The organism is Mesotoga sp. H07.pep.5.3, from assembly GCF_002752615.1.
In the GTDB taxonomy this organism is placed as follows: Bacteria; Thermotogota; Thermotogae; order Petrotogales; family Kosmotogaceae; genus Mesotoga; species Mesotoga prima.
Map to the genome: position 1 here is coordinate 128,574 of NZ_AYTV01000004.1, position 25,451 is coordinate 154,024.

Here is a 25,451-nt window from a genome sequence, read left to right on the forward strand (position 1 = left end):
CCTCGATTGTTTTACTCACAAAAAAGAGTTCTGAAAGCGCCCAGAACTTCGCGTGATCATATCCTGCACATACTTTATTAATTGCATCGTTGCTGACTTCAATCAATTGAAGAGTAATGAGTAAGTTCTCAATGTTCTCATCTCACCCTCGTAATCTGATCCAATCATTTGGAAAGATGCCAGAAAAATCGAGATCTCTGTTCACCATTCTTTCAGGTGCAACTACAGTTCTGTTTGGGTTTCTGTTGAGCCATGCTGCCCACCAGCTGAAAGTACTGTTTGCTATGATATTATGTTTGCAGAGGCTCATAAGCTGCATATCTCTGTAACTTCTCGAGCCTATGTTCCAGTCAATTACTGTGAAACGAGCATCAGTGAAGGTATCTTTGGCCCACTGAGGGTCATCACAAAAAACATAAAAGACTGGTTCTACAAACGTATTCTCCATAGTTTGAATTGCTCGAAGATAGTATTGATCACTACATATGCCACCGAACAATCCCAAATTGCTGCTTTTAAGAAAGTCTCCTCTCCTAAAGTGCACGCTTACGGATTCTACTTTAGCGATTTCGTGGGCTAATCGTTTATTATTGTCAGAACTGAAAGCAGGGAAAGTGAAGACATCTCTTAATTCTTCTTCACAGGGCTCAAGATAATTTGTATTCTGCCAGTAGCCCTTTAAGTAACGATTGTTTCCTTTCAAAACATCGGGGTCAAAAGAAAATGGGGCCTTTTCTTCAAAGTACACGTTTCGTTTTCTGAATATCTTCCAAATGACTTTCCTGGGGCTAAGTCGATTCCCACCTGTCAACTTTGAAATGACGTCAAGATTAGCATGAGCAATATCCAAATTAAACAATCTTTCAAGCTCAAATCCATTATGCATTGGTGTTGTCGAGTACTGAGTGCAGTCAGCTTTCACTTCCTTATTATTCTTTTTAAGAAAACAGTAGAGACCATATTGAAACATCTGATTACCCAGTCCTCCGCCAAACCAAACTACATGCATAATTGCACCACCCGGTTCATGATGAAAGAAGAATCACTCAGAGAAGCAACGTTACATGGAAAACATTCTCTTACTTCTTGAGAGATCTTGAAGAACTAAAGAGTCCAAACAACCAAAGTCATTTGCCCTCTGCGCCTAAGAATATCACTTAGAAGTCTTCAATCTTCACTCGATTTCAGCGCACTGACTTCATAAAGCTGGATTCAAAGGATGTTTGTTAAATTGTGAAAAAGCGATCTGTTGGGTTCTAAACTCTCTTTGTAAGTTTCAGCTCGTTTCACCACATACTTTCATGAAAATAATATCATGATTGACTACAGCACAAAGTCTGTCAAGTAACGGCCACCTAGAATTACGTTGATTCAGCAAAAGAGACTAAAGGATTTCATTCAGATACCTCATTTGCCAAGAGCCAAGTTTTGGGAGATACCAAAGAATTGCACAAACATCAATTCTCAAAGTGTCTGCCAGTATACTAAACTCTCACAGTCTCTTCCCTTTATACCTCAAATAGCTGAAGTAGAGGTTCGGAAAGTGTATCAAGAGAACTTTTACGAGCTTATCTTTCATTGATTGTCCTTCGTATCTGCGTATCTGCTCACCAATAATCTGGACATTCATGAGATTAATAAGTTTCCTACTTGGGAATCCACCAAGAGCAAGACTCGCGATTGCACCAACATATGCTCTCGGAATCAGGTTACTATCCATCATCTCCATGATCTCTTTTTGTGCACCTTGTGCTTCCAGAAACCTCCTCAACCTTCTGAGAGACCCCACTGTGTGGAAGTGTCTGTAACCGTTTATCCTTGATGCTGAGCGAATCCTAACCACTGACTTTGCAAGAGATTGTTCTTCAAATGCCACTTTTTCTGCAACATAGAGCGCTTTCATAGTGAACTCCACGTCTTCGCCGTTTGTGGCTCCGGGTTGGTACTTAAGCATGTGTTTTCGCAAAAACGATTTGTTGTACAAGACACTTCCTGTCCACAACCACGTCTTGTTTTTCATCATAAGAAGAAGGACTGTTCTTCCATCTGTAGGTTCACATAAATACTGGTATTTGTCTTCGAATCTCCGGATCGTCTCGCCATTAAAGTCAACAACGTCATATCCAAAAGCCAAAATATCTGCCTGCGTCTCACGGGCCTTTCTGTATATGCTACTTAGGCAGTCTTTTGACATTAGATCATCTGAGTCGAAGAATATAACGTATTCTCCTCTAGCAGAAATCAGACCCATGTTTCTCGCCGAACTAACGCCGCAGTTCTCTGTTCTAATTATCCTTGAGAAAGTCGCTGAGTTTTGAGATGAATCTAGGACTGACCTAGCCACTTCTTCTGTGCCATCTGTTGATCCATCGTTGACAACTATCAGTTCGAAGTTTACGCCCTGCTGAACTATGATGGTCTTAAGAGTGCTTTCAATAAATCCCTCAGCATTGTATGCAGGTACCACTACAGTAACGGCCAGATTTTCTTGATCTGCAGCTGAAGTAGACAATTTGTTATTCATCTCCGAATTTTCCTCCAATAGTTGCTAAAGAGTAACTGAATGTTCAACGTGCAACAGAACAATTTCTCAAAGGCAAAGATTCGGACTGAAGCTAGCAATGAGACTTAGCTGTCTCGTCTATGATTTTTTCGTAGATATCTCGTTCTCTCATAGCTATTTCGTGCCAATCAAATGAGGACACACAATAACTCTCACTGGCCAACTCGAGCTCATCCGATAAAATCCATGAAATTATTTGAGCTAGCTCCTCAGAGAGATCTTCGCTGTCAATTGAAAGAACTCGCTCATCTCCAATGGCTTCCGGTATCCCACCCACATTGGTACCCACCACTCTCGCTCCACAAGCTCTTGCTTCCAGAATAACCGTTCCAAAACCTTCCTGCCTACTAGGCACAACAAGGACATCGATTGCATTCATGACTACTGGCATGAGTTCGTATTCTACTCTGCCGGCGAAGTGCGTCAAATCCGTAGGCATACATTCCCTTAGCGTGTTTATTAAAGGGCCATCACCTACAATGAGGAAGAAGACGTCTGATCTTAGCTTCATAAGCTCCCGCGCGATTGCTGGAAGTCTATCTGCTCCTTTCACTTCAATTAGGTTACCAACAAAACCCACGATCTTCTTATTGAGCGGCAGGCTCAACTTCTTTCTTGCCCCTTCTTTATCCATGAGTTTGAATACGTTAGTATCTACCCCATTTGGAATTACAATCCCATTGGACTTGTCGTAACCCAGTTTCTCACATGCATCTTTCATCAAAGCTTTGCTCACAAAGATTGCCTTTGCTGCCTTTTCAAGAACTTCTTTTACGAAAGCCTTGTTGTTGTTTGAAATGGAGTGAATCTCACCTCCATGGGCGGTAACTATATATGGAATCTTGTGCTTCTCAGAAAGCAGCATGGCGGCATAGCCCTCCGGGAAGACTCTGTGAGCGTGAAGCAAATGGAATTCTTCGATCTTCTTGTTCCTCTCAATGGCAATTGCCATACCATGGGCGTATCTGACCCACGAATTTGCTTCCTGTCTAATCAGACCAATGCGATCCCTTAAGCCAAGTGAGACATTTAATACGGGGTACTTCCTTTGATTAACATTCACCGATCTTATTGGTTCAGATGGGGAGTATCCTTTCAGCTTTTTCACAAGCCTAATTGGGAAGTTATCAAATGTTGAAACCGGAGCGAAATCGAAAGGCACACCTAACTCTGTAAGCGCCTTAAGCCTCTCGACTATGAACACACCGCTTGACGAGCTTTTTGGTTTTGGAAACATTTCTGAAAATATCAGCAGTCTATCCATATTTACCTCGTTTAATTGATTCAGTCAGAGTTCTGATGTAGTAGAGAAATGATTCTTCTTTGTCAGTGTCCCAAGCATACTCATCTTGAGTAGAACGAATTGAATCAAGTAAACGATCATAATCTGCAGAATTCCAAAGTGATACTATCCTGTCAACGGATCTTTTGATCTCGTTTCTATCGATCAGAATTCCTATCTTGTTCTTTTGAATGATCCTTGCCATTTCTTTGAAGTCAGAGGCAACTATTACTGGTGTTCCTGCGCCAAGAGAATCGAAGAATTTGTTCGGCATCGAGTAGACCATATTCAACCAGGGGTTGCCTTTCTTGTCAAAAACATCGTAAGAGATTATCGTAAATGCACTTTCCGATATGTAATCCATCATCTGATCATATGGAAGTGCTTCCATTACGTTTGTCTTCAGATCTCCAAAATTGCTTTCGCTTCCAAGAGAAGTGACTGTAAATCCGCATTCCATAATGAGTCTCAAAATCTCAATTTCCCGGTTCATTTTTCGTGTAGTCTTGCCTACGAAGACAATTTCTTTTCTTCTTGAAGCTCTCGATACGGGAATTCTCAAACCAAGAGCGTAATTTGGAACAAAAACACTTCGGAGTGATGAATTAACTGAAGAAGCCATCTCCAGCATCTTCCTCGAAACAAAGACCGCTCCATCTGTCTTTCTTAGCATTGTATTGTAAAGATGATTTGCATACCGGGTTTTGATTGAGCGAGGAATTGAGACTCCTTCTAGATATTGCTCGGGAACATATTCATGGAAATCCGTCACGATCAGTGCATTTTTTTTCGAAAGTACTCTGTATGCGGCCAGTGGTCTGGTAGTTGCAAAATGGTGAAGATAGTACAAGTCAGCATCAGAGTTAACTAGAAATTCCATTATGTTCTTCTCGTAGGTTTTCCGATCATTCCACATCTTTATAGGATTTTGCTGCAATCTATGGAAGAAAGGGATGAAATTCACACCGCCCATTACAGTAGGAATATCTTCACCTTCAGACCAGTAAAGGTAGTCAACCTCACCTAACCTGGTTAGCAATTTTACAGTGTTTAGTACCCGTTTGTCATTCTTCCTATGCAGAAATCCTACAACAACCGACTTCATGATAAACCTCTCCATACGAAATATCTTTAATTATCTCAGAAAAACAATCCTGTTTCCTAGAAATCAGTTCTGTAAAAGATGATCTGTACAAGCAACCATCAAGCCTCTAAAAGAACTCTTTCGTATTTCTCTGACAATGCTCCGATATCTCTTTCATTTCGAATATAGTTCAGGTTTTTTTTGCACACGATTTCTCCTTTGTCTAGGCTGTTAAGAAGCATCTCTATGGCCGTAGCAAATGAACGTGGATTCCCTGGTTCGTAGAATTCACCTTCTCCAGTTGTTTTCAAAGGTAATCCGGGAAGATCCGCCGCTACTATTGGCTTGCCCGAAGCCATGTAGTCTAATAACTTGTACGAACTCACCGCCGGAGTTTCCATATCAAACTTTGCAAGTGGGAAAATCAAGGCATCTACTGAATGGATAAGGCCAGGAACGGACTCTTTGGGAATCTGATCAAGGAAGATTACGTTGTCGAGAGAGAGCTCTTTTGCCAAATCAATTAGGTTACTCTTCTCTGAGCCTCTTCCGATGAAGGTGAACTGCAGATCCTCTGCATAATTATCGCTGTTAAGAAGTTTGACTCCTCTAAGCACCGTTTCCAGATCGTTCGTAGGGCCATGTGAACCCAAATACGCGATTATTCTCTTTGATTCGAATCTTCTAACCAAATCTGCGACTTCGCTGGTTATCCTTGGGTTTTGAAAGCGGGAAGCATCTATTCCGTTTGGAATATAAACTACTTTCTCTCCTAAATTGCGTCTTGTCACTCGACATATATGCTCCTCAAGTCCAGGAAGGAGGGATACGATTTTAGTCGCCCTTGAGTAGGCTTTCTTCTCGATTGCTCCAAAGAGAATTGAAACAGGGTTCATCTTTGAAAGCTTTCCGGCACTGATTAGATCCCTAGGCCATACGTCTCTTATCTCAACTATCACCTTTGCTCCATATCTTTCAGCGATCTCCCAACCAAGTTTCCACGCATAGGGATGGGGGCTTGAAGCAATAACAACATCCGGTTTATCTAATTGGCTCTCTTCAAGAGTCCTCCTGCCTGACTTATAGTAATCGACACTGGCAAGAAAGCGATCGAGTCCATTTGAATCATATCTGCGAGTTTCAAAGAAATGAAAGGACGGAGAGTCATCAGAATCCTGTGAACCTATTGGTGAGCAGAATCGTCGCATATTGTCTTCTGTGAGGTGAGAGTATGAACCAACAAATATTCTAACCTTGTGCCCTTTCTTACTGAAAGCCTCACCAAACTCTACATGTCGAGTCTCTGCACCACCAAGAGACAGGTTTGAGGCGTAGTGATTGAAGATCCATATATTCATCCTGGCTCTCCCAGAATCGCTGCGATTCTCGCCCCAGCATCCCCTAGCCCATATATCCCCTTCTCAAACTGATTAACTGAACCAGAGAACAGCACGTTGCTTATCTGCTCAGGTTCCGATAAAGCGTTTATCCTCTTCTGAACCAACTCAACCCAGCCTGTATCTGGCATAACCACTATTGCTTGTTTCCCTGCGAAGTAGCTCTCTTTCTGAAGTCCACCGCTGTCGGTAATCACTTTCCATGAATGTTCGACAAGGCCCATCATGGACAAATAGTCAAGAGGGTCTATTATGTCCAGATTCTCTAAGTGATTCTCAAGACCAAACTCCTTAACTCGCCTTCTCGTTCTTGGATGAATTGGAAAGATTACTCTCTTATCCTTCACAGTTATGTTGAGTTGTTTGAGAATTTCCTCTAGCCTTTCTTTATTATCTGTATTGAAGTCTCTATGAATTGTCACAACAACGTACCCATCTTCTTCAAGGTCGAGTTGCTCTGCCAAAGAATAGTCGAAGTGCTTCTCCATCTTCAAGAATAGATCGTACATCACGTCGCCAGTAAACCAAACTCCTTTTTCCATTCCCTCTTTCTTAAGGTTTTTCACCGCAGTCTGTGATGGACAGAACAAGATCGTAGAAATTCTATCCGTCAAAACCCTGTTTATTTCTTCAGGCATATCTCTAGGTTCTTGACGCATGCCTGCTTCCACATGAGCAACGGGTATCTTCAGCTTAGCAGCAACTAGCGCTCCAGCGACAGTTGCATTTGTATCTCCGTAAACAAGCACAACGTCAGGCTTTTCTCTTAGCACAACTTCTTCCAGCCGGATCATTGTTAGCCCGGTCTGGACGGCATGACTACCAGAACCCACTTCAAGATTGTAGTCGGGGTCCTTGATCTCTAAGCTCTTGAAGAACACTTCAGACATGTTGTAATCGTAATGCTGACCCGTATGTATTAGCACGTGTTCAAAACCTGCTTTTCTCAGTTTTTCTCCAACAACTGCTTCTTTAATAAACTGGGGCCTCGCACCCACTATAGTAGCTACCTTCAAGATTCACTCCTGTATTCGCCTTTTCAAGACTAATCAAATTTGATTGGTACTCCCTCTCTTGCCGACTTATATATTCCGAGAATGATCTCTACAGACTTCTTACCTTCTTCTCCGTTGACAAAAGGTTCTCGATCATCGATAATCGCTCTTGCAAAATCCTTGAAGACCGTTATGTGACCTGAACCATAGACCGTATCCGGATCCGGCAAATCCATGAACGGGTGAGATTCCTCACCTTCGAACTTCCAAGTCTGGATTTTGTTCACAGCTAGCCCGCCCAGTACGACAGTTCCCTTTTCACCGAACACCGACAGGGTCTCTTCCAGATTCCTCGGATATACGTTTGCCGTTCCTTCGATTATACCAATAGAGCCGTTCTTGAATCTAACTATCGCAGCTCCAAAATCCTCTGTCTCTATGTAAGGGTGATTGTAGTTCTCGGTCATCGCATATATCTCTTGAACTTCTCCTCCTAGCATCCATTGGAGAAGATCGATGTTGTGTGCGCATTGGTTCATGATAGTGCCGCCATCCATCGCCCACGTTCCTCTCCAGCTGGCCTGCTTGTAATATTCTTCGTTTCTGTTCCAGAGGATCCTCGCCGTGGCAGTGAATACACGACCAAACTTACCTGAATCGATTGCCTTTCGAAGTTCCTGAACGGGAGGATTAAATCTGTTTTGAACGCAGACAGCCAGTTTCAGCTTCTTCTCTCTCGATAGGGCAATCATCTGGTCCATGTGTTCTGAAGCAAGCGCCATTGGCTTCTCTACAAGGACATGCTTTCCCGCAGAAAGGAAGTCGATGGTGTTCTTATAGTGATTCCCGCTTTCGGTGGCGATGGTAACGAAATCGATGTCATCAGCGCACAGCTTGGAATAATCCGTTATTACACTAGGCATGCGCTGATCGTTGCAGGTTGTTGGTTGTAGGTTGTTCGTAAGAGTTTTTTCCCCACAACGCACAACGCACAACTCACAACGGTTCTTGTATTCTTCAGCTGCTCTTTCGGCTTTCTCTGGCACGAGATCGCAGACGGCAACGAGATCTATCAGATCACTGTTCGCTGCAAAGGCCTCTATGTGTTTCTTCGTTCCAATTCTTCCGCATCCAATAAGGGCGGCACGTAGTTTTTTCATGAAATCATCCTTCCGAGGTTGTAGGTTGTGGGTTGTTGGTTGTGCGTGAGTTCTTAAGTGCAAAGATTAAGCCGTTGATTATCTTGTGAACTCTCGTGATTAGTTTAGCAATCTCGTTGCATTTCTCTTCATCTAAGTAACCAAGCATTCTAGATAGTTCAAGCTGGGTTTCCAATTCAAGTAGAGATCCTCGCGAAAGATAGATGAACTGCACAAATTCCTTCATCGAATTTCTCCCCGAACCTTCGGCAATATTCGAAGGAACCGACACAGCAGCTCGCTGCATCTGAGAAGACAATCCGTACATTTCCCTAGCCGGAAAAGTAGCAGTGATGTCGTAGATCTTCTTAGCCAGTTCCATACTGAGTTTCCATGCGTCCAATTCTTTGTATGATCTCAATTCCAACCTCCAAAACCCATTCCGTATTGTAAGCTTTCGTTCTTTCTTACTCATTGATCAATTTTTGTTTTCTTGCTTCTTGTCGATCTATATCCTTCACCACCACCGCTCTTGCCCACAACCCACAACGCACAACCAACAACGGTTCCTAGAGTACTTCTATATTTTCGGCGTCAATCCCCATTTTGCTGAGGACGTTTTTGGCATCGAAGATGTATTTCGCGTTCTTTACGATCATCTGATAGTTGATGAGCTTTTTGTGTGCCGTCGTTATTATTACCGCGTCCGATTCTTTTATTAGCTCTTCGCTTAGGTTGACGGTTTTGACGCTTTTTCCTTCCCACTCGAATTGAGAAACATAAGGATCAACTACAGAGACATGGGCAAGGCTCTTTTCAAGGTGTTCCAAAACCTTCAGTGCCGGTGATTCTCTCATGTCTTCTATATCTTCTTTGTAGGCAATTCCTAGCATCACTACTTTTGCGCCCTTCAAACATTTGCCGCGTTCGTTCAAAGCCTTCATAACCCTTGTGACAACGTATTCTGGCATAGAATCGTTTATCTCTCCCGAGAGCTCTATAAGGCGCGTGTGGTAGTCGTACTTGCGTGCTATGTAGGTCAAATAGAAGGGATCTATGGGGATGCAATGACCTCCGACTCCGGGACCGGGGAAGAAGGGCATGAAGCCGAAGGGTTTCGTCGAGGCGGCATTTATTACGTCCCAGATGTTGATTCCCATTTTGTCCGCGACTACTGCCATTTCGTTAATCAGGGCTATGTTTACTATCCTGAATGTGTTCTCGAGAATCTTTGTCATCTCCGCTTCTTTTGGAGATGAAACTACGAAGACTTCGGCATCGAGAACCGATTCATATAGGAGCTTCGCTATTTCCGTGGATTCCGGACCTACTCCTCCGACCACTTTCGGAGTATTCTTCGTTTTGTATCTAAGGTTTCCCGGATCGACTCTTTCGGGACTGAAGGCGAGATAGAAGTCCTTTCCGCAGACCAGACCTGTTTCTTCAAGGATGGGTTTCATGACATCTTCTGTGGTTCCAGGGTATGTGGTGGATTCGAGTACGACAAGCATGTCTTTGTGGAGTCTCTTCGCAACATTTTCTGTTGAGTTGATCACGTAAGTAAGATCCGGCTGTTTGAAGACGTCTAGGGGAGTAGGAACGCATATGGCTATCACGTCACAACTTGCTAGTTCGTCAAAATTGGCGGTCGCGCGAAGATGACCATCTGAAACGATCTTCTCAAGATCTGCGTTTACGACATCACCTATGTAGTTATGTCCTTCATTGACCATTTTTACTTTACTTTCCTGGATATCGAATCCGATTACTTTGAAACCGGCTTTGGCCTTCTCAACCGCCAACGGCAGACCTACATAGCCGAGACCGATTACGCCTATCCTTGCCGATTTGTCTAGAATTCTTTCTTTCAGCATGGAAACCTCCGTCTGATTCGTTGTAGGTTGTTGGTTGTGGGTTGTTCGCAATCAAATCCGTTCGAATAACCTACAACGCACAACATACAACGTCATTTTTCGTAGAATACCTGTTCTTCTATCAGTTGTTCTTGTGGAACATCTCGAATGTATTTAGCAGGAATACCGGCGTAGATCTTTCTTGGAGCCAGATCCTTTGTAACGACGCTTCCAGCCGCAACGAGGGCATCTTCACCTATAGTTACTCTCGGAAGCAGGGTGGCGTTTGCTCCGATTCGAGCTCCCTTCTTCAATGTCGGCCCTTTGAAGTGTTTTTTTCTCTCTTCTGTTCTGCCCAGATAGTTGTCGTTTGTGAAGGTTACCTCAGGAGCGATGAAGCAGTAGTCTTCAATAGTTGAGAAGGCCGTTATATAAGCTCCAGTTTCTATTTTCACTCTCTTTCCGACTGAGGTTCCATTCTCAACAGTGGCGCCCTTTCCTACTATTGTCTTCTCTCCGATTTTCGTCTTCTCTCGAATGGTCGCGAGATCGCCGACAAAGCACTTTTCTCCCAGTGAGGCCCCCTTGTAAATAACACACGAGGCGCCTATTGTTGTTCCTTTGCCGACCGATAGTGGTTTGAGCTCTTCAATACTTGTAGTGGCGCTTGTACTGGCTGCAAAGGGCTCCTTTCCAAGGACTGTATTATCTCCTATTGTTACTTCGTCTCCTATGATCACACCTCTGTGAATCACTACGTTGTGACCTATTATGCAATTATCACCGATCTTCGCACCGTCTTCGATTATTACGTTAATTCCTTTCTGGATGTTCGGCATGGGAATACCTCCGCAAATAGGGTCTCGATAATCGGGTATGGGGTCTAGAAAAAGGTCTTCTGATAGTTCTAACCAAACCCTAGACCCCAGACTCTAGACCCGTTTTATCAGAAATTCAGCGATTTTCTCGACCACATACTTGATTTCTTCGTCTGTCATCTCGGGGAATATGGGTAACGCGAGTGTTTCTTCACAGGCCCTTTCGGTTTCCGGGAGCGCTCCCGTTGGAACTCCTAGATATGCAAAGCACTTCTGCTGATGAAGGCCCATTGGATAGTAGATGGAGGTGCCTATACCCTGCTTCGCTAGATAATCCCTCAACGAATCTCTCTGTTCTCTACTGAAACCTTCGAATCTCACTACGTATTGATGAAAGACGTGAGAGAAGGAATAATCGTTAGCCGTTCTCGGTTCGCCGTTCACCGAATAAGGAACAGGAGAGCAGTGGATCACCACATCGTTGAACGTTGTAGGTTGTTCATGGTGCGTAGAGCGCTCCTTCGTTATTTGTTGTGTGTTGTTCGAAGGAAATTGATCTTCACCCACAACCGACAACCCGCAACCCGCAACGTTCAAGCCGTTTTTTGTCATCTCGGCTTGATACTTCGTTGCTATTTCAATTCTTCTTTTTTCATATTCTTGCAGGTGCTTGAGCTTTGTATTGAGTACTATTGCCTGAAGCTCGTCGAGTCTCGAGTTGATTCCTATCATGTCGTGAACGTACTTAACGGGCGAGCCATGAACTCTATAGCTTCTGCAAAATGCTGCGAGCTCGTCGTTATCCGTGACAATCATGCCTGCATCACCGTAAGCTCCGAGATTCTTAGTTGGAAAGAAAGAGAAGGTTGAAAGATCGCCGACCGAACCCGTCATTTGCGTAGATCCGTCCGGATAGGTCCATCTTGCTCCTATCGATTGCGCACAGTCTTCTATTATCTTGACGTCGTAAATATCTCTAATATTCTCGAGTCGACCGAGTTCCATAGACTGACCAAATAGATGAACGGGGATGATAGCCTTTATCCTTTCTCTTTCGGGATGTGTTTGAAGCAGCTCTTCCACTTTGTCAAGATCGATGTTGTAAGTTATCGGGTCGATATCTGCGAAAAGCGGCGTAGCTCCATTTCTGGTAATAGAGCTCACGGTAGCGAAGAAAGTATAAGGAGTAGTTATCACGTAGTCCCCAGGTCCAATTCCAAGGGCGGCGACAGCAATAAGGAGCGCATCGGAACCGTTTGCCACACCAATCGCGTGTTTAACGCCGATAAGATCTGCTATGCTTTGTTCCAGCTCTTTTACGGCTTCACCGAGAACTACCCTCCCCCCGAGAAGCGCTTCATCGATCTTTCCGAGTATCTCTTCTCTCAAATCACTGTACTGCCTAGTCAAATCAAATAATGGGATGTGCATACAACCTCCACGTTTCTGTCGAGACGACACCTGTATTTGGAGAAGATGGAGCCGAGATTGTAAACTGACGAGGAGATGAAAACCAAAGACCCATCACTGCGTATTTCTGGCTATCTCTGCTCTCAAGACAATTCTCTCGTCATATCGTCCTCTCGAAAATGGTTTTTCTTGCTACTCAACTTGCTCAAGTTCAACTTTGCCTAATTTGGATATGGTGAAGACCATTACGTTATCTAAACCTCTATCTTTTGCATTCTTCACTATGTTGTTCGCATGTCTGAAGGAGGCAACAATGACTGCCGTATCTTCTTTACCGTGGATCTTTTCTGGCGAAAAGACGTGCAGATCATGAAACGTTCCGTTTTGTTTCGCAGCCGAATCATCAATGAAACCAATGATCTTCATGCCCTCAGTTCTCAGAACGTCCGCAAGAATTCCACCGATTATTCCCGCTCCGTATAGATAGAAGCTTTCATGGTCACTTCCCTTTAACGTGTCCAGCACCTCTCCAAAGATATCTCTAGATTCCGTGTAAAGCTTTGCTGCTTCTTTGAGGTAAAGAATAGTCAGATACTGAAGCCTGAACTTGCCCGCTTCAGTCAAAACATATTTCATGTTGCGGCGATTCTCGCCTTCCTTCTGAATAAGCTGGGAATCTTCGAAGTCTCTTATGTATTTGTTCACCATGCTTGGAACAATTCCAGCAATTCTTGCGAGTCGTTCCTGAGAAACAGAAGAGCTTTCCGTAAGAGCCTTCAAAATGCTCATTTCTCTGAAATTCGGAGAAGGATTGAAAAAAGAAAACTCAGAAAGATCCATAGTCGCTCCTCTATTATTCATTCACTGACCGAATTATAACAATGTTGTAGGGCACAAGTCAAGTCTGAAGTACCGAGCGTAAGAGAGAACTCGCTTTGCTCGTGAGAGGGTGAGAAGAGGAATTACGAAGAGCGGGTTTCGGGTGTCGGGTCTCGTATAAAACATCGGACGCAAGACTCGGCAAAGATCCTTTTAAGAAGTGAGGCCGACTTCGTCGGGAAGTGCTGCTGGCAGGTGCTTGCCAGGAAGTGATGCCCGGAGAAACATCCGGGGAGGTGATGCACCGAAAAACATTAGCGGAAGTGGGACTGCTTCGCAGGAGGCCTCTCAGGTCAACCCATTGACTAAGGGACGGATGTGAGAGGGTAGAGGATAGAGGTTTGAAGTTCAAAGTCTTCTTGCCTCTAACCAAGCGATGAAACAACGTTAGTCATCAGCCGTTTACCGATAAGAGCATAGTAAAAGAGATGAGATCCCGTTTGAAATACTACGCGATCACCGTCTTTTCTTGCTTTGCGTCGTATTCATTCTTCACGTCATCTGACATTGCTCCTGGTCAGGATCTGGACGCGGCGCGAGGTCCACCGTTGAATGGTTCTCCGTTCTCCGAAAATAGCGGTTTCAAGTTCCAAATGCAAGTTGTAAGAAGAAGAAAGAAAACCTTTTTCTCAAGTGCTATTAGGTAAGCTCGATACTGACATTCAACAAAAGACCATCGCCGAGATTCTGAAACAAGTTCAGATGACAAATTATCGCGTTTCCAGAATCAGCAAACGCTGTCGTGCCCATCATGACTTTTTGAAAGTCCCTCTCATTGTCATCCCGAACTTGTTTCGGGATCTATTCTTTGAAGGCATCTACGATGATGAATCCGTGAATTTGCAAAGTTAGTGAGCAAAGAACATGCCGGGACGCAATACACTGAAGAACATCAGTGGACGCAAGGCTGCCTACGGCAGGAGGGTTAAAAACCAGATCCCGTACAGGAGCTCTACGGGATGACAGCCCCGCCTGTCATCCTGACAACGCTCCTGGTCAGGATCTGGACTTTTCGGTTCTACGAAGCATGCACGCGAAAAAGGGACCATACATTGTCATCCCGAACTTGTTTCGGGATCTTTGTTTTGATCCTCTCGGAGGACGGTGGACCGTTGACGGACAACGAAGCTTTCAGCAGCCTTCAGCGGGTTCTTGTTCCTAAGCGTACAGCGGTTCTTAAGGAAGCGGTCAGTTCCCCTTTCGCAAAGCCAACCATGATCTAGCAAGGGTCAAACTAGGCTCTTGAAATCGCAAGTCACGTCGTGCCTCAGTGTCAGGTTTGACAGTGTCGAAACCCCGCTGAACATTTTTTAGTCCCTTTTTTGTCTTCGTTTTAAGGCATTATTGTAGGTTAGAAGATCTTCTCTTTTGTTGATGCTAACTACGAAGATCGTTCTTGAATCTAAATCAATGGAATACACAATTCTGAACTTCTTCTTGAAGAAATAGACTTTGTAGTATTCGGTTAGATCTATTCCATGTTTATTCCCTAGTGCTATTCCCAGAAAAGGATTTGCAGAGATTTGCTTCAGTTTGCTCTTTGCAAGTGATTTGATCTGCCCATCCATTTTCTCTACTTCTTTGAGAGCCTCAGGATGAAATCGTGTTTTCCAACTGCTCATATGTCGTCAATATCTACTTCCAGATACTCTTCTTTCGGAACTACTGCTCTTTCTTTTAGGATCTCCGCTATCTGCGAATTTTCAAAGAGCTCTTCCACTTCGATTAGTTTCCTATAAGTCTCAATATTCATAACCGCATACTTTATCTCGCTATTCTTGATTACCAAGAGCGTATCGCCACTGCTTTCTAGCTGCCTGAAATACTTACCTGGGCTTCTAGACAAGTCTGTCATGCTGACTGTGTTGGTTTTTGATGTGTAATCCATGATTTAGCACCTCCTTTATCTAGGTACTTTGCTACGTATTATTATACTAAGTAGGATGCGAAACGACAACTCTTGTTTCTTACCGATAATTCTTTCTCAAAGCAAACCGATTCAGTTGACATTTCAAATTTAACTCCCTTGTTTTGAAGTTCTGATCGATCAGCTTCTCAAAGATAATCGATATCTATGTCAACTGATAATCTGGGAATCCTCAGCAATAAAAGATTTATCGCGCTTCCGCCTTTGAGAGCAAATCTACTGGATAGATCTTCATTTCTTGATACCCCATATAGAAACGAGAGAAGTATCGAACCCTTCTGGAGGATTCCCTGCCGGTAACCGATTTGACCTGACGGTCTAAAGAGCGTCTTTCTAGGTAATCTCATCGTTCCTTCCAATCTTTATTCCAAAAATGTTTCGGCGCCACAAGATTCCATGCGCAGGCAAGTTTTGATTTTCATCGCCTCTTCGAGCTATGTAGTGTGGCGAAGCAGGAATCATTCTTTTTGGCTCATTCAAGAAACCACTATCGTTGTTAATGATTCCGATGTTTGACTGAAAAAGTAGCCAACTTTGACTGTTGTTGTTGCGTTGTCGAGAATCTTGGGGTATTCTAGCACTTTGTCGGTATCCAGATATTCCACCATTTTTAGGGAACGTCAAACCTTTCAAAATCAGACAAGCTTTGAAGCGCCGCAATGAAACAAGTGAAAAGCGGGAGAAGAAGCTCTAAAGGACTTCGTTTCAACTCTTTCAGATTCTGTGTTGTTTACTGCGAGCTCATCACAGGTAGACTAATGCACTTGTCGGTGATCTTTTGTATACTATTACTGAAGGAGTTGCTTTATGGGAAATGATTTTGAAAAACCGAGAAAGCAAATCGTGAAACCTGAAAACAATAATCAGCGCTTGAAAGAAAGCTTGCGAGCCTCAGTGAATACCAGTTTTGATGTTTCGCAATATTCATCGCCGGCTGATAAGATAGCCCTCTTCAAATCGCTTTTCTTCGGCAGGCAGGATGTCTACGCGCTTAGATGGGAAGGCGCCGATGGTTCTTCAGGCTACCAGCCAGTTTGCAAGAACATCTGGAAGAAGGGCATTTGCAGAAAACCACAGATCAAGTGTTCTCAGTGCGAGTCGAGAGAGTTCGCACCGCTGACAGATCAGGTCATCTATAACCATCTTTCAGGAAGGATTTCTGTGGGCATCTATCCCCTTCTCGAGGACGAAACCTGCATGTTCCTTGCCATCGATTTAGACGGTGACGGATGGGAAGAGGATGCAAAAGCTTTCTCAAATGTTTGCTCCTCACTTTCGATTCCGTTGTACATAGAGAGATCAAGGTCTGGCAATGGCTGCCATCTGTGGTTGTTCTTTACAGACGCAATTAAAGCCTCTATAGCTCGAAAGCTCGGTTTCGAACTGCTTAACAAGGTTCTCGAGAACCGACCAAGACTGGGCTTAGGATCATATGACAGGTTTTTTCCTAATCAAGATATGCTTCCAAAGGGCGGGCTTGGGAATCTGATAGCTCTTCCCTTGCAGGGAGCTTCAAGGAAAGAAGGAAACACAGTTTTCCTAAATGATAAGTTTATGCCGTACTCAGACCAATGGGCTTATCTATCATCAATTGAGAGGATTGATTCCTCAAAGATTGTGGAACTTTTGCACGAACTGGAGAACACCAATACAGAAAAGGCGACAAAACAAGCGAGGTTAACTAAAGAAATCTTCCCTGAAGAAGTAACACTGAAACTAGACAGTATGATAACAATTGAGAAGGGTTCACTTCCCTCCTCAATAATGAATGAGATTCTTAAGTTAGCATCTTTTGATAATCCTGAGTTTTTCAGAGCGCAGGCAATGAGGCTTCCAACATACAACAAACCAAGAAGGATTAACTGCGCAGATGAAGAGGGGGACGATTTCCTGCTGCCGAGAGGTTGCCTTTACGATTCCCTTGATCTTCTCCAAAGGAATGGAGTGCGTGTTAATCTGATCGACAATCGCTCCAAGGGAAGTGATATAGATTTCACTTTTCACGGTAAACTGACACGGGATCAGGATAGAGCCGCCAGTGAAATGCTACCCCACGATTTCGGAATTCTTTGCGCTCCAACTGGTACCGGAAAGACAGTAATTGCTCTAAAGCTAATTGCAGAAAGAAAGCTCGGCACACTCATTCTTGTTCATCGAAGAGAGCTCTTGCGTCAGTGGCAGGAAAGTGCTTGCGAGTTCCTTGAGATCCCACCCGAGCAGATAGGACAGATAGGCCTCGGGAAAAATACCGCAAAAGGCGTCCTGGATATTGCTCTCATACAGACTCTTGCACGTAACGAAGAAACTCTAAAGAGTCTTCCCGACTACGGTCAAGTAGTAGTTGATGAATGCCAACATATTCCGGCTTTTACATTAGAAAGAGTTATCAAGAGTATTCCCGCTAAGTTCATAATAGGTCTGACGGCGTCACCAAAGAGAAGAGACGGCCATGAAAGGATCTTGTTCATGCAGTGCGGTCCTATAAGGCACAAGATGTCTAGAAAGGGAAGGTTCTTCTTTGAACGAACGTATGTGAGCAGACAGACCGCTCTGATGACAGAAGTAGATTCCAAACCCAAGGAAATCTACAAAACAATAGAGACCGATGAAGATCGAAATGCTTTGATCTGTGAAGACATCAGGGAAGCTATTGAAGCAGGAAGATACTGCCTTGTCTTCTCAGAAAGGGTTCAACACATTGAAATTCTTTACGAGTTGCTATACCATCTTCAGAACAAGGTTTTCTTGTTGCACGGCAAGCAGCCCAGGAAGACACAGGACGAATCTCTGCATCGATTCAAGAACGAGATGAATGGTGCGGCCTTGCTGTCCACTGGAAGATACCTCGGTGAAGGATTCGATGATCCCAGGCTTGACACACTTTTTCTCACGTTCCCGATTTCCTGGAAGGGAGTCCTTCAGCAATACGCAGGAAGGCTACACAGGGAGAGCTTCGGAAAACATGAAGTCAGGATTTACGACTACGTAGACGAGAACGTACCCATGTTGAAGAAGATGTTTGAAAACCGCAGGAAGGGGTACAGGGCGCTAGGATATAGGAAAGTGATGCGCTGAAAAGCGCCGTCGTCCGTCAAGGGTCCGCAGTCCTCCGACAAGAGTTGCAAGACGCAATGCGCCGAAGATCATCGGTGATCAATTAAGAAGTGACGCTGCTGCGCAGGAAGTGATGCCCGGAGGAACATCCGGGGAGGTGATGCACCGAAAAACATTAGCGGAAGTGAGGCTGCTGCGCAGGAGGCCTTCTCAGGTCAACCGTTGAATGGTTCTCCGTTCTCCAAAAAGAATCGTTTCAAGTTTCAAGATGCAAGTTGCAAGAAGAAGAACGAAGACCTTTTTCTAAAGCACTATTAAGTAAGCTCGTTACTGACATTCAACAAAAGAGCATAGCCGAGATTCTGAAACAAGTTCAGAATGACGGGATGTGATGTTTTCGGAAAGTCTGCCGGAATGCTGAAACAAGTTCATGACGGAAAGAGCAGGGTATCGAGTGTAGGGTCTGGGGTGTCGAGAAGAGAAGAACTCACCGTCTAGGCATTTTCACGTAATAATGCTGAGTCAGTTATCCAGGTAGTGCCTTCAGGAGGTGCCACACACTGTCATCCCAAATTTAGTTCGGGATCCGGGTTTGATCTTATCAGCGCACAGCGGGTCTTCGTTCTTAAGCGTACAGCGGCTCTCAAGACCTAGATGCTGAAACGAGTTCAGATGACGGATTTAGGCGTTTTCAAAATGACGTTTGCTATTATTCCCGTGATTACTTTTTGGAAGTCCCTCTCATTGTCATCCCGAACTTGTTTCGGGATCCGGTGGTTTGATCTTATCAGCGCACAGCGGGTCTTCGTTCTTAAGCGTACAGCGGCTCTCAAGGCCTAGATGCTGAAACGAGCATGACAAATTATCGCGTTTCCAGAATCAGTAAAGGCTCTCATACCCATCATGACTTTTTGGAAGTCCCTCTACTTGTCATCCCGAACTTGTTTCAGGATCTATTCTTTGAAGGCTTCTACGATGATGAATCCGTGAATTTGCAAAGTTAGTGAACAAAGAACATGCCGGGACGCAATGCACTGAAGAACATCAGTGGACGCAAGGCTGCCTACGGCAGGAGGCCTTCGAGACTTTGCCCCAATGAAACCACTTGCAATCCAATGTTCTTTTCAGGCAAAGAGGTCGTCTAAGGTCACCAGGTAAACACTTGCATCTCTTGCAGCTAGTTCTTCCAGATCTGCGGTAAATCCTCTCTTGGAAAAGATCACGAATATCCTGTCTTCGCAAGCGATAAGCGATCCCTTTTCTCTTAATCTCTCAAGTTCGCCTACGCCGACTCTAGCGTTTGCCCACTTGCATTCACCGATTATTACTTGACTATCTCCGAGACCAAGAAGGTCAATTTCCTCTTCCTTCTTCGTTGCCGGGTTCTTTCCCCACCACTTGCCCAACTTCGTAATCCTGAAGGGAAGTTCTCCCCTGACACTCTTGTGCGATAAATATTCCCTGCATATGTTTTCGAAAGCTAGACCTAGATACTTGCTGAGTCCGTCGGCGATCTTCTTGTTCAGAAGCTCTTCTGTCATACCGGTTTCGATAAGCGAGAGATTAGGAAACACGAAGGTGTACCAGAACTTAAAAAGGTTGTCTCTGATATAGTAGATCGCCTTCCGTGAAGTGTTCTTCTCTGTAACGGGCACTTCTCGTCCCAATATATTCAAGTTCAGCAGTGTAGCTATGTACTTTGCAGTCTTATCATTAGGCTCTCCTACCCTTGTGCTTATCTCGTTCAGGCGAGTAGCGCCTTGCGCAATTGATTCAATTATTGTGTTGTATAGGGAAGGTTCGCGCAGTTCCTGTCTCAACAAGAATCTCGGCTCGGCATAAAGATACGCCGATGTATCGAGAAAGTTGTTTGCAATATTCTCTGTATATGGAAGATGCTGGTTCCATTTCTGCAGATACTGCGGGATGCCCCCCAAAATTCCATAAGCGGTAATTTTTTCTTCGTTGCTCAGTTCCGGAAAGAACAGTGAGGCTTCGCGATAGGTGAATGGCTCGACTCTTATCTGAGCAGTTCTCCTTCCAAATAAGGGGCTCCTACTGCCCAGCACTTCGCTCTCCATGAAACTCACAGATGAACCGCAAAGAACTAAGTAGAGCTTTGTTTCAAGTAGCTCATGATCTATGAGGCGCTGTAATAGAGACGGGAAATAGCTACTAGCATTCACTAAGTACGGGTACTCATCTATTACTAGCAGAAGACGCTTTTCTTTTGCTTTTGTCCCAACGAACCTAATCGCCTTCTCCCATGACTCAAAAGGTGATAATGTGTCTTTCTGGCCGAAGTGTTCTAGAACGACTTCCGAAAAGTTTCGCAGCATCATTTTCTCGTTGACCTCATCGCTGACAAAGAAGATGCTTTCCATTTCTTGAGAGAACTGTTTTAGAAGAGCGGTCTTACCCACTCTTCGACGTCCATAAACAACGGCCATCTCGAACTTTCCACTGTTCTTTAGCTTCCTGAGAGAAGCAAGCTCTTTCTCTCTGTTGATGAACATTTTACAACCTCCAATGCAACTCCTAACTCGTAAGTTACTAACTCTAGAGTTAATTATATCATTATCAGTGGAGTTCTCGAAAAGCGTCTAGAGTGTTTCCGAAGGACGAGGAATAACGTGAAGAGTCCGCTACGCTCACCAAGAGAAAGATAACTTTTGGGAGCCAGTCTGCTGACGCAGGCCACTCACCTTCGGTAACCACTTCCTGCTACGCCGGGCAGAAGAGACGCTCCTTCACAGCCAGCAGAGAACTTACTTGCACGGCGAAAAACGGCTCCTTGATTTTACGCGTACAGCGGTTCTTAGAACATGATGCTGAAACGAGTTCATGACGCGAAGAACAGGGTATCGATTACTGGGTATGAGCTCTCGTCAAGAGAACCGGCAATCAATTCAGAGTTTCAATGCAACTGAGGAAGTTATCCCAACATCGGCTTTTGAAAGTCCCTCTCATTGTCATCCCGAACTTGTTTCGGGATCCGGGTTTGATCTTATCAGCGTTCAGCGGGTTCTTGTTCCTAAGCGTACAGCGTCTCTCAAGACCTAGATGCTGAAACGAGCATGACGCGAAGAACAGGGTATCAATTACTGGGTATGAGGTCTCGTCAAGAGAACCGGCAATCAATTCAGGGTTTAAATGCAAATGAGGAAGTTATCCCGACAGCGGCTTTTGGAAGTCCCTCTACTTGTCATCCCGAACTTGTTTCGGGATCTTGGTGTTGATCTTATCCAAGGACGGGTCCATGATCTTGGACGGGTAACGAAGGACGGTTCTTTCCAGCGACCAGCGGGTCTTCGTTCTTGGGCGCACAGCGGTTCTTGAATGCGAGATCCCGCACAGGATCACTGCGGGATGACAAAGCGAGTGGATTTAGGGGCAAGGCTCTACGGGATGACAGTGTAATGACATTACGGGATGAAATAATATCTTTTCAGGGCAGTATACTCTCCTCCCTTAACGTCATCCTGACAATGGTATTGGTCAGCATCTGGACGCGGCACGAGGCCGGGGAGTCCATCCCGGGCAGCGGCGCCCGCGAAAATTATGCCAGGGCGCAATACTGCTGACTATGATCTGATACTGGATAGTTTATCTAATGAAGAGAGGCAGCTCTCAATGGGAGGCTTAAAACCCATGAATCTTCTACAACTTCACTGAACAAGCTCTTGATGCAAATTATCCATGATGAGAACGTTCCGTTTTTCCCAAACCCTGAAAATCTGCTCTTCTGAACTTCTCGATCATCTCGTTCGTTTTGATTGACTCCATAATTTGAGTATTACTAAAGAGAAGAAATAAAGAAGGCGTGGGAATACTCCCACGTCTTCATCAACGGCTTTTCGCCGTGAGCAGGCTCTATGGCCTAGTGCGTGAAACCCTTCCGGGTGACCGCATTACTATTATAATACTTTTCTCTCTCGGATCCAAATTGAAGTGTGAATCGGAACATCGAATTTCCGTTGGTGAGAAACCCCATCACCTCTAGCAAAAAAGCGCGGTACGGCGAAGTTTCGAATCTATCTGATCCTGATTACATACAATTTTTCCTTGATCTTCTTCTGGAAGTATGTGCCTCAAAGATCGCTGTAAACTTCCTCGCCTTCTATGAAAACTCTCTCTGCCTTGGCTGCCAGATTGAATGGATGCTTTGTCCAGATTGCAATATCGGCATCTTTTCCAACTTCGAGCGATCCAACTCTTTCGTCGATCTTCAGGATCTTAGCGGCATTTATGGTGACCATCTTCAAAAGATCTTCCTCTTTTGACCCGTACCGTAAGGCTACCCCAAGCTGCACGTTCGTGTTCTCAAGGGGAATAACGGGGTGATCGCACATGAAGGCTGCGAGAACGCCCTTTTCGTTGAGGATCCTTGGAGCGTCGTAGCTCATATCTTTCAATTCAAGCTTTGTCCTGAATCCGAAGATTGGCCCGAGAACTACCGGCACATTGTTTTCTTTGAGAAAATCGACAATCTTATAACCTTCCGTCGCGTGTTCGATCACTAGATCGAAATCAAACTCCTTTGAGAGCCTGATTGCTGTGAGAATATCGTCCTGTCTGTGAGCGTGAATTCTAGCAGGGATGTCTTTTCTCAGTACCTTTTCCCCGACTTCTAGTTTCGGGTCAAAATCAGTGAAAGGCTTTCCCTCTTTTTCGGCCGCCTTCTTCTTGTCCATATAGGCTCTAACTTTCTGGAAGTAGCCACGGATAACAGCTGCCGTTCCCAGTCTCGTGGAGGGAGTTTTCTTGAAACCCTCACCGTAGACTCTCTTTGGGTTCTCGCCGGTTGCCATTTTCAGCCCCGCCGGGGAACGAACGACCATGTCATCAACTATCAGGGTTTTCTTGAACTTGAAGATAGCACCCTGTCCTCCAACTGGATTGGCGCTGCCGGGAACTACCATGACTGTAGTAACACCTCCGGACAATGCCCGTTTTATTGCTGTATCCTGGGGATTGAACGCATCGACAACGGAGACATCCGGAGTAAGGGGATCTGTGGCTTCGTTGCCATCACCATAGTAGCCCCCAACCCCCTCTTCGTAAATACCAATGTGCGAGTGGGCATCAATGAATCCCGGAAATACGTACTTGCCCGAAACATCGATAATTTCAGCCTCAGACTCTTCGAGTCCTTGTCCTATCCGTTCGATCTTTCCCTTGTTGATCAGAATATCCCCTTCGAAGGGCTCAGAAGTGATGGGGTAAATAGTCCCGTTTTTTAGTAGTATTGACATACAGGGCCTCCTTTATTGAAAGTTATACAATAATTGTATCAGAAGTGATACGTATCGGAAACTTATAACTGCCTTTGAATTCAACAAGGCTTTAGGAAGGGAATAAATATGCTTGAGGATGCCGTTGGAAAACAGTATTCGAGAAACGATGTGGAGAGGAACTGCGCAGAGGCAATGATATATGGAGCGAACGACGAGTACGGTCTTGACCTGCCCCAGGAGGCCTTCTACACGATGGGGGCCTTTGGAGGAGGCATGAGAATCAAGAGTATCTGCGGAGCCGTCACAGGTTCACTTGCAGTACTAGGAATCCTCTTCAACAGCGAGATATATGAAAAACAAGAAAGAATGAAACGGATAGCAGAGGAATTCATTGGTGAATTCGAGAAGAGATACGGTCATCTCGAATGCTCAGTACTAAGAGACAAGTATCGTGATCCCGTGATCGGATGTGAAACAACTGTACGAATGGCGGCTAGAGTTCTCGAAGAGATTATTCAAAAGTACAGGAGAGAGATTACGTACGCAGGAAAGTGAGTCTTCCATAAATCATTAGACGCAATGCGCCACAAAACATCGGACATGAATCAAGAAGTGATGCTGGGAATAACATCCCAGGGAGTGATGCCCGGAGTAACATCCGGGGAAGTGAAGCACGGAAAAACATCGCCGGAAGTGAGGCTGCTTCGCAGGAGGCCTGTCAAGTAAAACGTCAACGGTTCTCCGACCAGAATGAAGAGCCAGATCTACGGTTTATGAAAGAGCGAGATCCCGTGCAGACCCCCTGAACAGGCCCTTTTCAGGGCAGGCTCATTGGAGCAGGCTAATCAGGGCAGGCTCTACGGGATGACAATTTAAGATGATTGTGCAGTTCTCTTGTAGGGGCGAACGGCCGTTCGCCCGAAAAAAGGTCCTGGTTGGAATCTCTGCCTTTTACGCGAAAAACAGGACAGACAAGAGGAGAATTGTCAGTCCCTATTTTCGCTCAGTCATGCAGATGACGAATTTCTTAGCTAATTCGTAGGACGGTGGACCGTTGACGAACATCGTCGTCTTCACAGCCTTCAGCGGCTCTCAAGGCCTAGATGCTGAAACGAGTTCAGATGACTGAATGCGGCGTTTTCAGAATAACGAACGCTATCATTCCCGTCATGACTTTTTGGAAGTCCCTCTCATTGTCATCCCAAATTTAGTTCGGGATCCGGGTTTGATCTTATCAGCGTCCAGCGGGTCTTCGTTCTTAAGCGTTCAGCGGCTCTAATGGACCCTGTCAGTCCCTATTTTCGCTCAGTCATGCAGATGACGAATTTCTTAGCTAATTCGGAGGACGGTGGACCGTTGACGAACATTGTCGTCTTCACAGCGTCCAGCGGTTCTTAGAACATGATGCTGAAACGAGTTCAGCATGACTGAATGCGGCGTTTTCAGAATAACGAACGCTATCATTCCCGCCATTACTTTCTGGAAGTCCCTCTCATTGTCATCCCGAACTTGTTTCGGGATCTAGGGTTAGATTCTATCCAAAAAAGGGTGGTAATTTAAGGGGGTTTAAATTTGAATAATGGGTTTGTGTACATTCTTACAAATCCAGGAAGGACTGTTTTCTACATTGGTGTGACTAACAATCTCTCACGACGAATTCATGAGCATAGGGAGAAAATGGTAGAAGGTTTTTCTAAGAAGTACAATTGCACAATCATTGTCTATTACGAGTTCCACGAAACTATAAAGGAGGCAATCATCAGAGAAAAGCAGTTGAAGAACTGGAGAAGAGAATGGAAGTTGAACCTCATTA

20 protein-coding genes are annotated in these 25,451 nt (G+C 44.6%); 3 read left to right on the forward strand and 17 right to left on the reverse strand.

All coding sequences use genetic code 11. From position 1 onward, the window contains the following. Nucleotides 1-142: 142 nt before the first annotated feature. The 15 genes from V513_RS02815 to V513_RS02890 form a co-directional block, all read right to left on the reverse strand. Complete coding sequence (locus V513_RS02815) at nt 143-1,009, reverse strand: alpha-1,2-fucosyltransferase (protein ID WP_099771612.1); 867 nt, start codon at nt 1,007-1,009, stop codon at nt 143-145. 483 nt (nt 1,010-1,492) lie between these two features. Further along, nucleotides 1,493-2,524 carry a glycosyltransferase family 2 protein gene (locus V513_RS02820; RefSeq protein WP_099771613.1) on the reverse strand — a complete coding sequence of 344 codons (1,032 nt, stop codon included), beginning with the start codon at nt 2,522-2,524 and terminating at the stop codon, nt 1,493-1,495. Nucleotides 2,525-2,615: 91 nt separating this feature from the next. Further along, nucleotides 2,616-3,827, reverse strand: coding sequence for a glycosyltransferase (locus V513_RS02825; RefSeq protein ID WP_099771614.1), 1,212 nt, complete (start codon nt 3,825-3,827; stop codon nt 2,616-2,618). Next, nucleotides 3,820-4,950 carry a hypothetical protein gene (locus V513_RS02830; RefSeq protein ID WP_099771615.1) on the reverse strand — a complete coding sequence of 377 codons (1,131 nt, stop codon included), beginning with the start codon at nt 4,948-4,950 and terminating at the stop codon, nt 3,820-3,822. The genes V513_RS02825 and V513_RS02830 overlap by 8 nt, the downstream gene beginning before the upstream one ends. 98 nt (nt 4,951-5,048) lie before the next feature. Beyond that, nucleotides 5,049-6,287: a glycosyltransferase family 4 protein gene (locus tag V513_RS02835; RefSeq protein WP_099771616.1), complete on the reverse strand. Its 1,239-nt coding sequence runs from the start codon at nt 6,285-6,287 to the stop codon at nt 5,049-5,051. Continuing rightward, nucleotides 6,284-7,342 (reverse strand): non-hydrolyzing UDP-N-acetylglucosamine 2-epimerase, encoded by a 1,059-nt coding sequence (gene wecB, locus V513_RS02840; protein ID WP_099771617.1) that lies wholly within the window; start codon nt 7,340-7,342, stop codon nt 6,284-6,286. Before wecB ends, V513_RS02835 begins: the two co-directional genes overlap by 4 nt. Before the next feature lie 29 nt (nt 7,343-7,371). Next, entirely contained in the window at nt 7,372-8,481 is a 1,110-nt protein-coding gene (locus V513_RS02845) for a Gfo/Idh/MocA family protein (RefSeq protein ID WP_099771618.1), read from the reverse strand. A gap of 4 nt (nt 8,482-8,485) precedes the next feature. Beyond that, entirely contained in the window at nt 8,486-8,881 is a 396-nt protein-coding gene (locus V513_RS02850; protein ID WP_257211906.1) for a four helix bundle protein, read from the reverse strand. Between the two features lie 148 nt (nt 8,882-9,029). Next, nucleotides 9,030-10,334, reverse strand: a complete 1,305-nt coding sequence (locus V513_RS02855; RefSeq protein ID WP_099771620.1) for a nucleotide sugar dehydrogenase — start codon at nt 10,332-10,334, stop codon at nt 9,030-9,032. 92 nt (nt 10,335-10,426) lie between these two features. Then, the gene (locus tag V513_RS02860) at nt 10,427-11,152 is read right to left on the reverse strand and encodes an acyltransferase (RefSeq protein WP_099771621.1); all 726 of its coding nucleotides are present in this window, start codon (nt 11,150-11,152) and stop codon (nt 10,427-10,429) included. 93 nt (nt 11,153-11,245) lie between these two features. Further along, nucleotides 11,246-12,562, reverse strand: a complete 1,317-nt coding sequence (locus V513_RS02865; RefSeq protein ID WP_099771622.1) for a DegT/DnrJ/EryC1/StrS family aminotransferase — start codon at nt 12,560-12,562, stop codon at nt 11,246-11,248. Between the two features lie 171 nt (nt 12,563-12,733). Further along, complete coding sequence (locus tag V513_RS02870; protein ID WP_099771623.1) at nt 12,734-13,381, reverse strand: winged helix-turn-helix transcriptional regulator; 648 nt, start codon at nt 13,379-13,381, stop codon at nt 12,734-12,736. A 1,349-nt stretch (nt 13,382-14,730) separates the two neighbouring features. Further along, complete coding sequence (locus tag V513_RS02880; protein ID WP_099771624.1) at nt 14,731-15,042, reverse strand: type II toxin-antitoxin system RelE family toxin; 312 nt, start codon at nt 15,040-15,042, stop codon at nt 14,731-14,733. After that, nucleotides 15,039-15,308, reverse strand: coding sequence for a type II toxin-antitoxin system Phd/YefM family antitoxin (locus tag V513_RS02885; protein ID WP_099771625.1), 270 nt, complete (start codon nt 15,306-15,308; stop codon nt 15,039-15,041). The genes V513_RS02880 and V513_RS02885 overlap by 4 nt, the downstream gene beginning before the upstream one ends. 167 nt (nt 15,309-15,475) lie before the next feature. After that, entirely contained in the window at nt 15,476-15,694 is a 219-nt protein-coding gene (locus tag V513_RS02890) for a nucleotidyl transferase AbiEii/AbiGii toxin family protein (protein WP_099771626.1), read from the reverse strand. Between the two features lie 460 nt (nt 15,695-16,154). On the opposite strand from V513_RS02890, the gene V513_RS02895 reads away from it, so the two are divergent. Continuing rightward, nucleotides 16,155-18,422 carry a TOTE conflict system archaeo-eukaryotic primase domain-containing protein gene (locus tag V513_RS02895; protein ID WP_099771627.1) on the forward strand — a complete coding sequence of 756 codons (2,268 nt, stop codon included), beginning with the start codon at nt 16,155-16,157 and terminating at the stop codon, nt 18,420-18,422. Nucleotides 18,423-19,525: 1,103 nt separating this feature from the next. Here the strand turns inward: V513_RS02895 and V513_RS02900 are convergent. Continuing rightward, nucleotides 19,526-20,917 carry an ATP-binding protein gene (locus V513_RS02900; protein WP_099771628.1) on the reverse strand — a complete coding sequence of 464 codons (1,392 nt, stop codon included), beginning with the start codon at nt 20,915-20,917 and terminating at the stop codon, nt 19,526-19,528. Between the two features lie 1,575 nt (nt 20,918-22,492). Continuing rightward, entirely contained in the window at nt 22,493-23,656 is a 1,164-nt protein-coding gene (locus tag V513_RS02910) for an amidohydrolase (protein ID WP_099771629.1), read from the reverse strand. A 108-nt stretch (nt 23,657-23,764) separates the two neighbouring features. Between V513_RS02910 and V513_RS02915 the strand changes: the two genes are divergently transcribed. Continuing rightward, nucleotides 23,765-24,193, forward strand: coding sequence for a C-GCAxxG-C-C family protein (locus V513_RS02915; protein WP_099771630.1), 429 nt, complete (start codon nt 23,765-23,767; stop codon nt 24,191-24,193). A 1,017-nt stretch (nt 24,194-25,210) separates the two neighbouring features. Continuing rightward, nucleotides 25,211-25,451: GIY-YIG nuclease family protein (locus tag V513_RS02925; RefSeq protein WP_099771631.1), on the forward strand; the 241-nt coding region annotated here is incomplete at its 3' end.

Excerpts from the sequence above, each read along its gene's own strand:
- V513_RS02815 (WP_099771612.1), bottom strand. The coding sequence starts at position 1,009 with ATGCATGTAGTTTGGTTTGGCGGAGGACTGGGTAATCAGATGTTTCAA.
- V513_RS02865 (WP_099771622.1), bottom strand. The coding sequence starts at position 12,562 with ATGCACATCCCATTATTTGATTTGACTAGGCAGTACAGTGATTTGAGA.
- V513_RS02820 (WP_099771613.1), bottom strand. The coding sequence starts at position 2,524 with ATGAATAACAAATTGTCTACTTCAGCTGCAGATCAAGAAAATCTGGCC.
- V513_RS02835 (WP_099771616.1), bottom strand. The coding sequence starts at position 6,287 with ATGAATATATGGATCTTCAATCACTACGCCTCAAACCTGTCTCTTGGT.
- V513_RS02910 (WP_099771629.1), bottom strand. The coding sequence starts at position 23,656 with ATGTCAATACTACTAAAAAACGGGACTATTTACCCCATCACTTCTGAG.
- V513_RS02890 (WP_099771626.1), bottom strand. The coding sequence starts at position 15,694 with ATGAGATTACCTAGAAAGACGCTCTTTAGACCGTCAGGTCAAATCGGT.
- V513_RS02860 (WP_099771621.1), bottom strand. The coding sequence starts at position 11,152 with ATGCCGAACATCCAGAAAGGAATTAACGTAATAATCGAAGACGGTGCG.
- V513_RS02915 (WP_099771630.1), top strand. The coding sequence starts at position 23,765 with ATGCTTGAGGATGCCGTTGGAAAACAGTATTCGAGAAACGATGTGGAG.
- V513_RS02830 (WP_099771615.1), bottom strand. The coding sequence starts at position 4,950 with ATGAAGTCGGTTGTTGTAGGATTTCTGCATAGGAAGAATGACAAACGG.
- V513_RS02885 (WP_099771625.1), bottom strand. The coding sequence starts at position 15,308 with ATGGATTACACATCAAAAACCAACACAGTCAGCATGACAGACTTGTCT.
- V513_RS02855 (WP_099771620.1), bottom strand. The coding sequence starts at position 10,334 with ATGCTGAAAGAAAGAATTCTAGACAAATCGGCAAGGATAGGCGTAATC.
- V513_RS02880 (WP_099771624.1), bottom strand. The coding sequence starts at position 15,042 with ATGAGCAGTTGGAAAACACGATTTCATCCTGAGGCTCTCAAAGAAGTA.
- V513_RS02825 (WP_099771614.1), bottom strand. The coding sequence starts at position 3,827 with ATGGATAGACTGCTGATATTTTCAGAAATGTTTCCAAAACCAAAAAGC.
- V513_RS02845 (WP_099771618.1), bottom strand. The coding sequence starts at position 8,481 with ATGAAAAAACTACGTGCCGCCCTTATTGGATGCGGAAGAATTGGAACG.
- V513_RS02900 (WP_099771628.1), bottom strand. The coding sequence starts at position 20,917 with ATGTTCATCAACAGAGAGAAAGAGCTTGCTTCTCTCAGGAAGCTAAAG.
- V513_RS02895 (WP_099771627.1), top strand. The coding sequence starts at position 16,155 with ATGGGAAATGATTTTGAAAAACCGAGAAAGCAAATCGTGAAACCTGAA.
- V513_RS02870 (WP_099771623.1), bottom strand. The coding sequence starts at position 13,381 with ATGGATCTTTCTGAGTTTTCTTTTTTCAATCCTTCTCCGAATTTCAGA.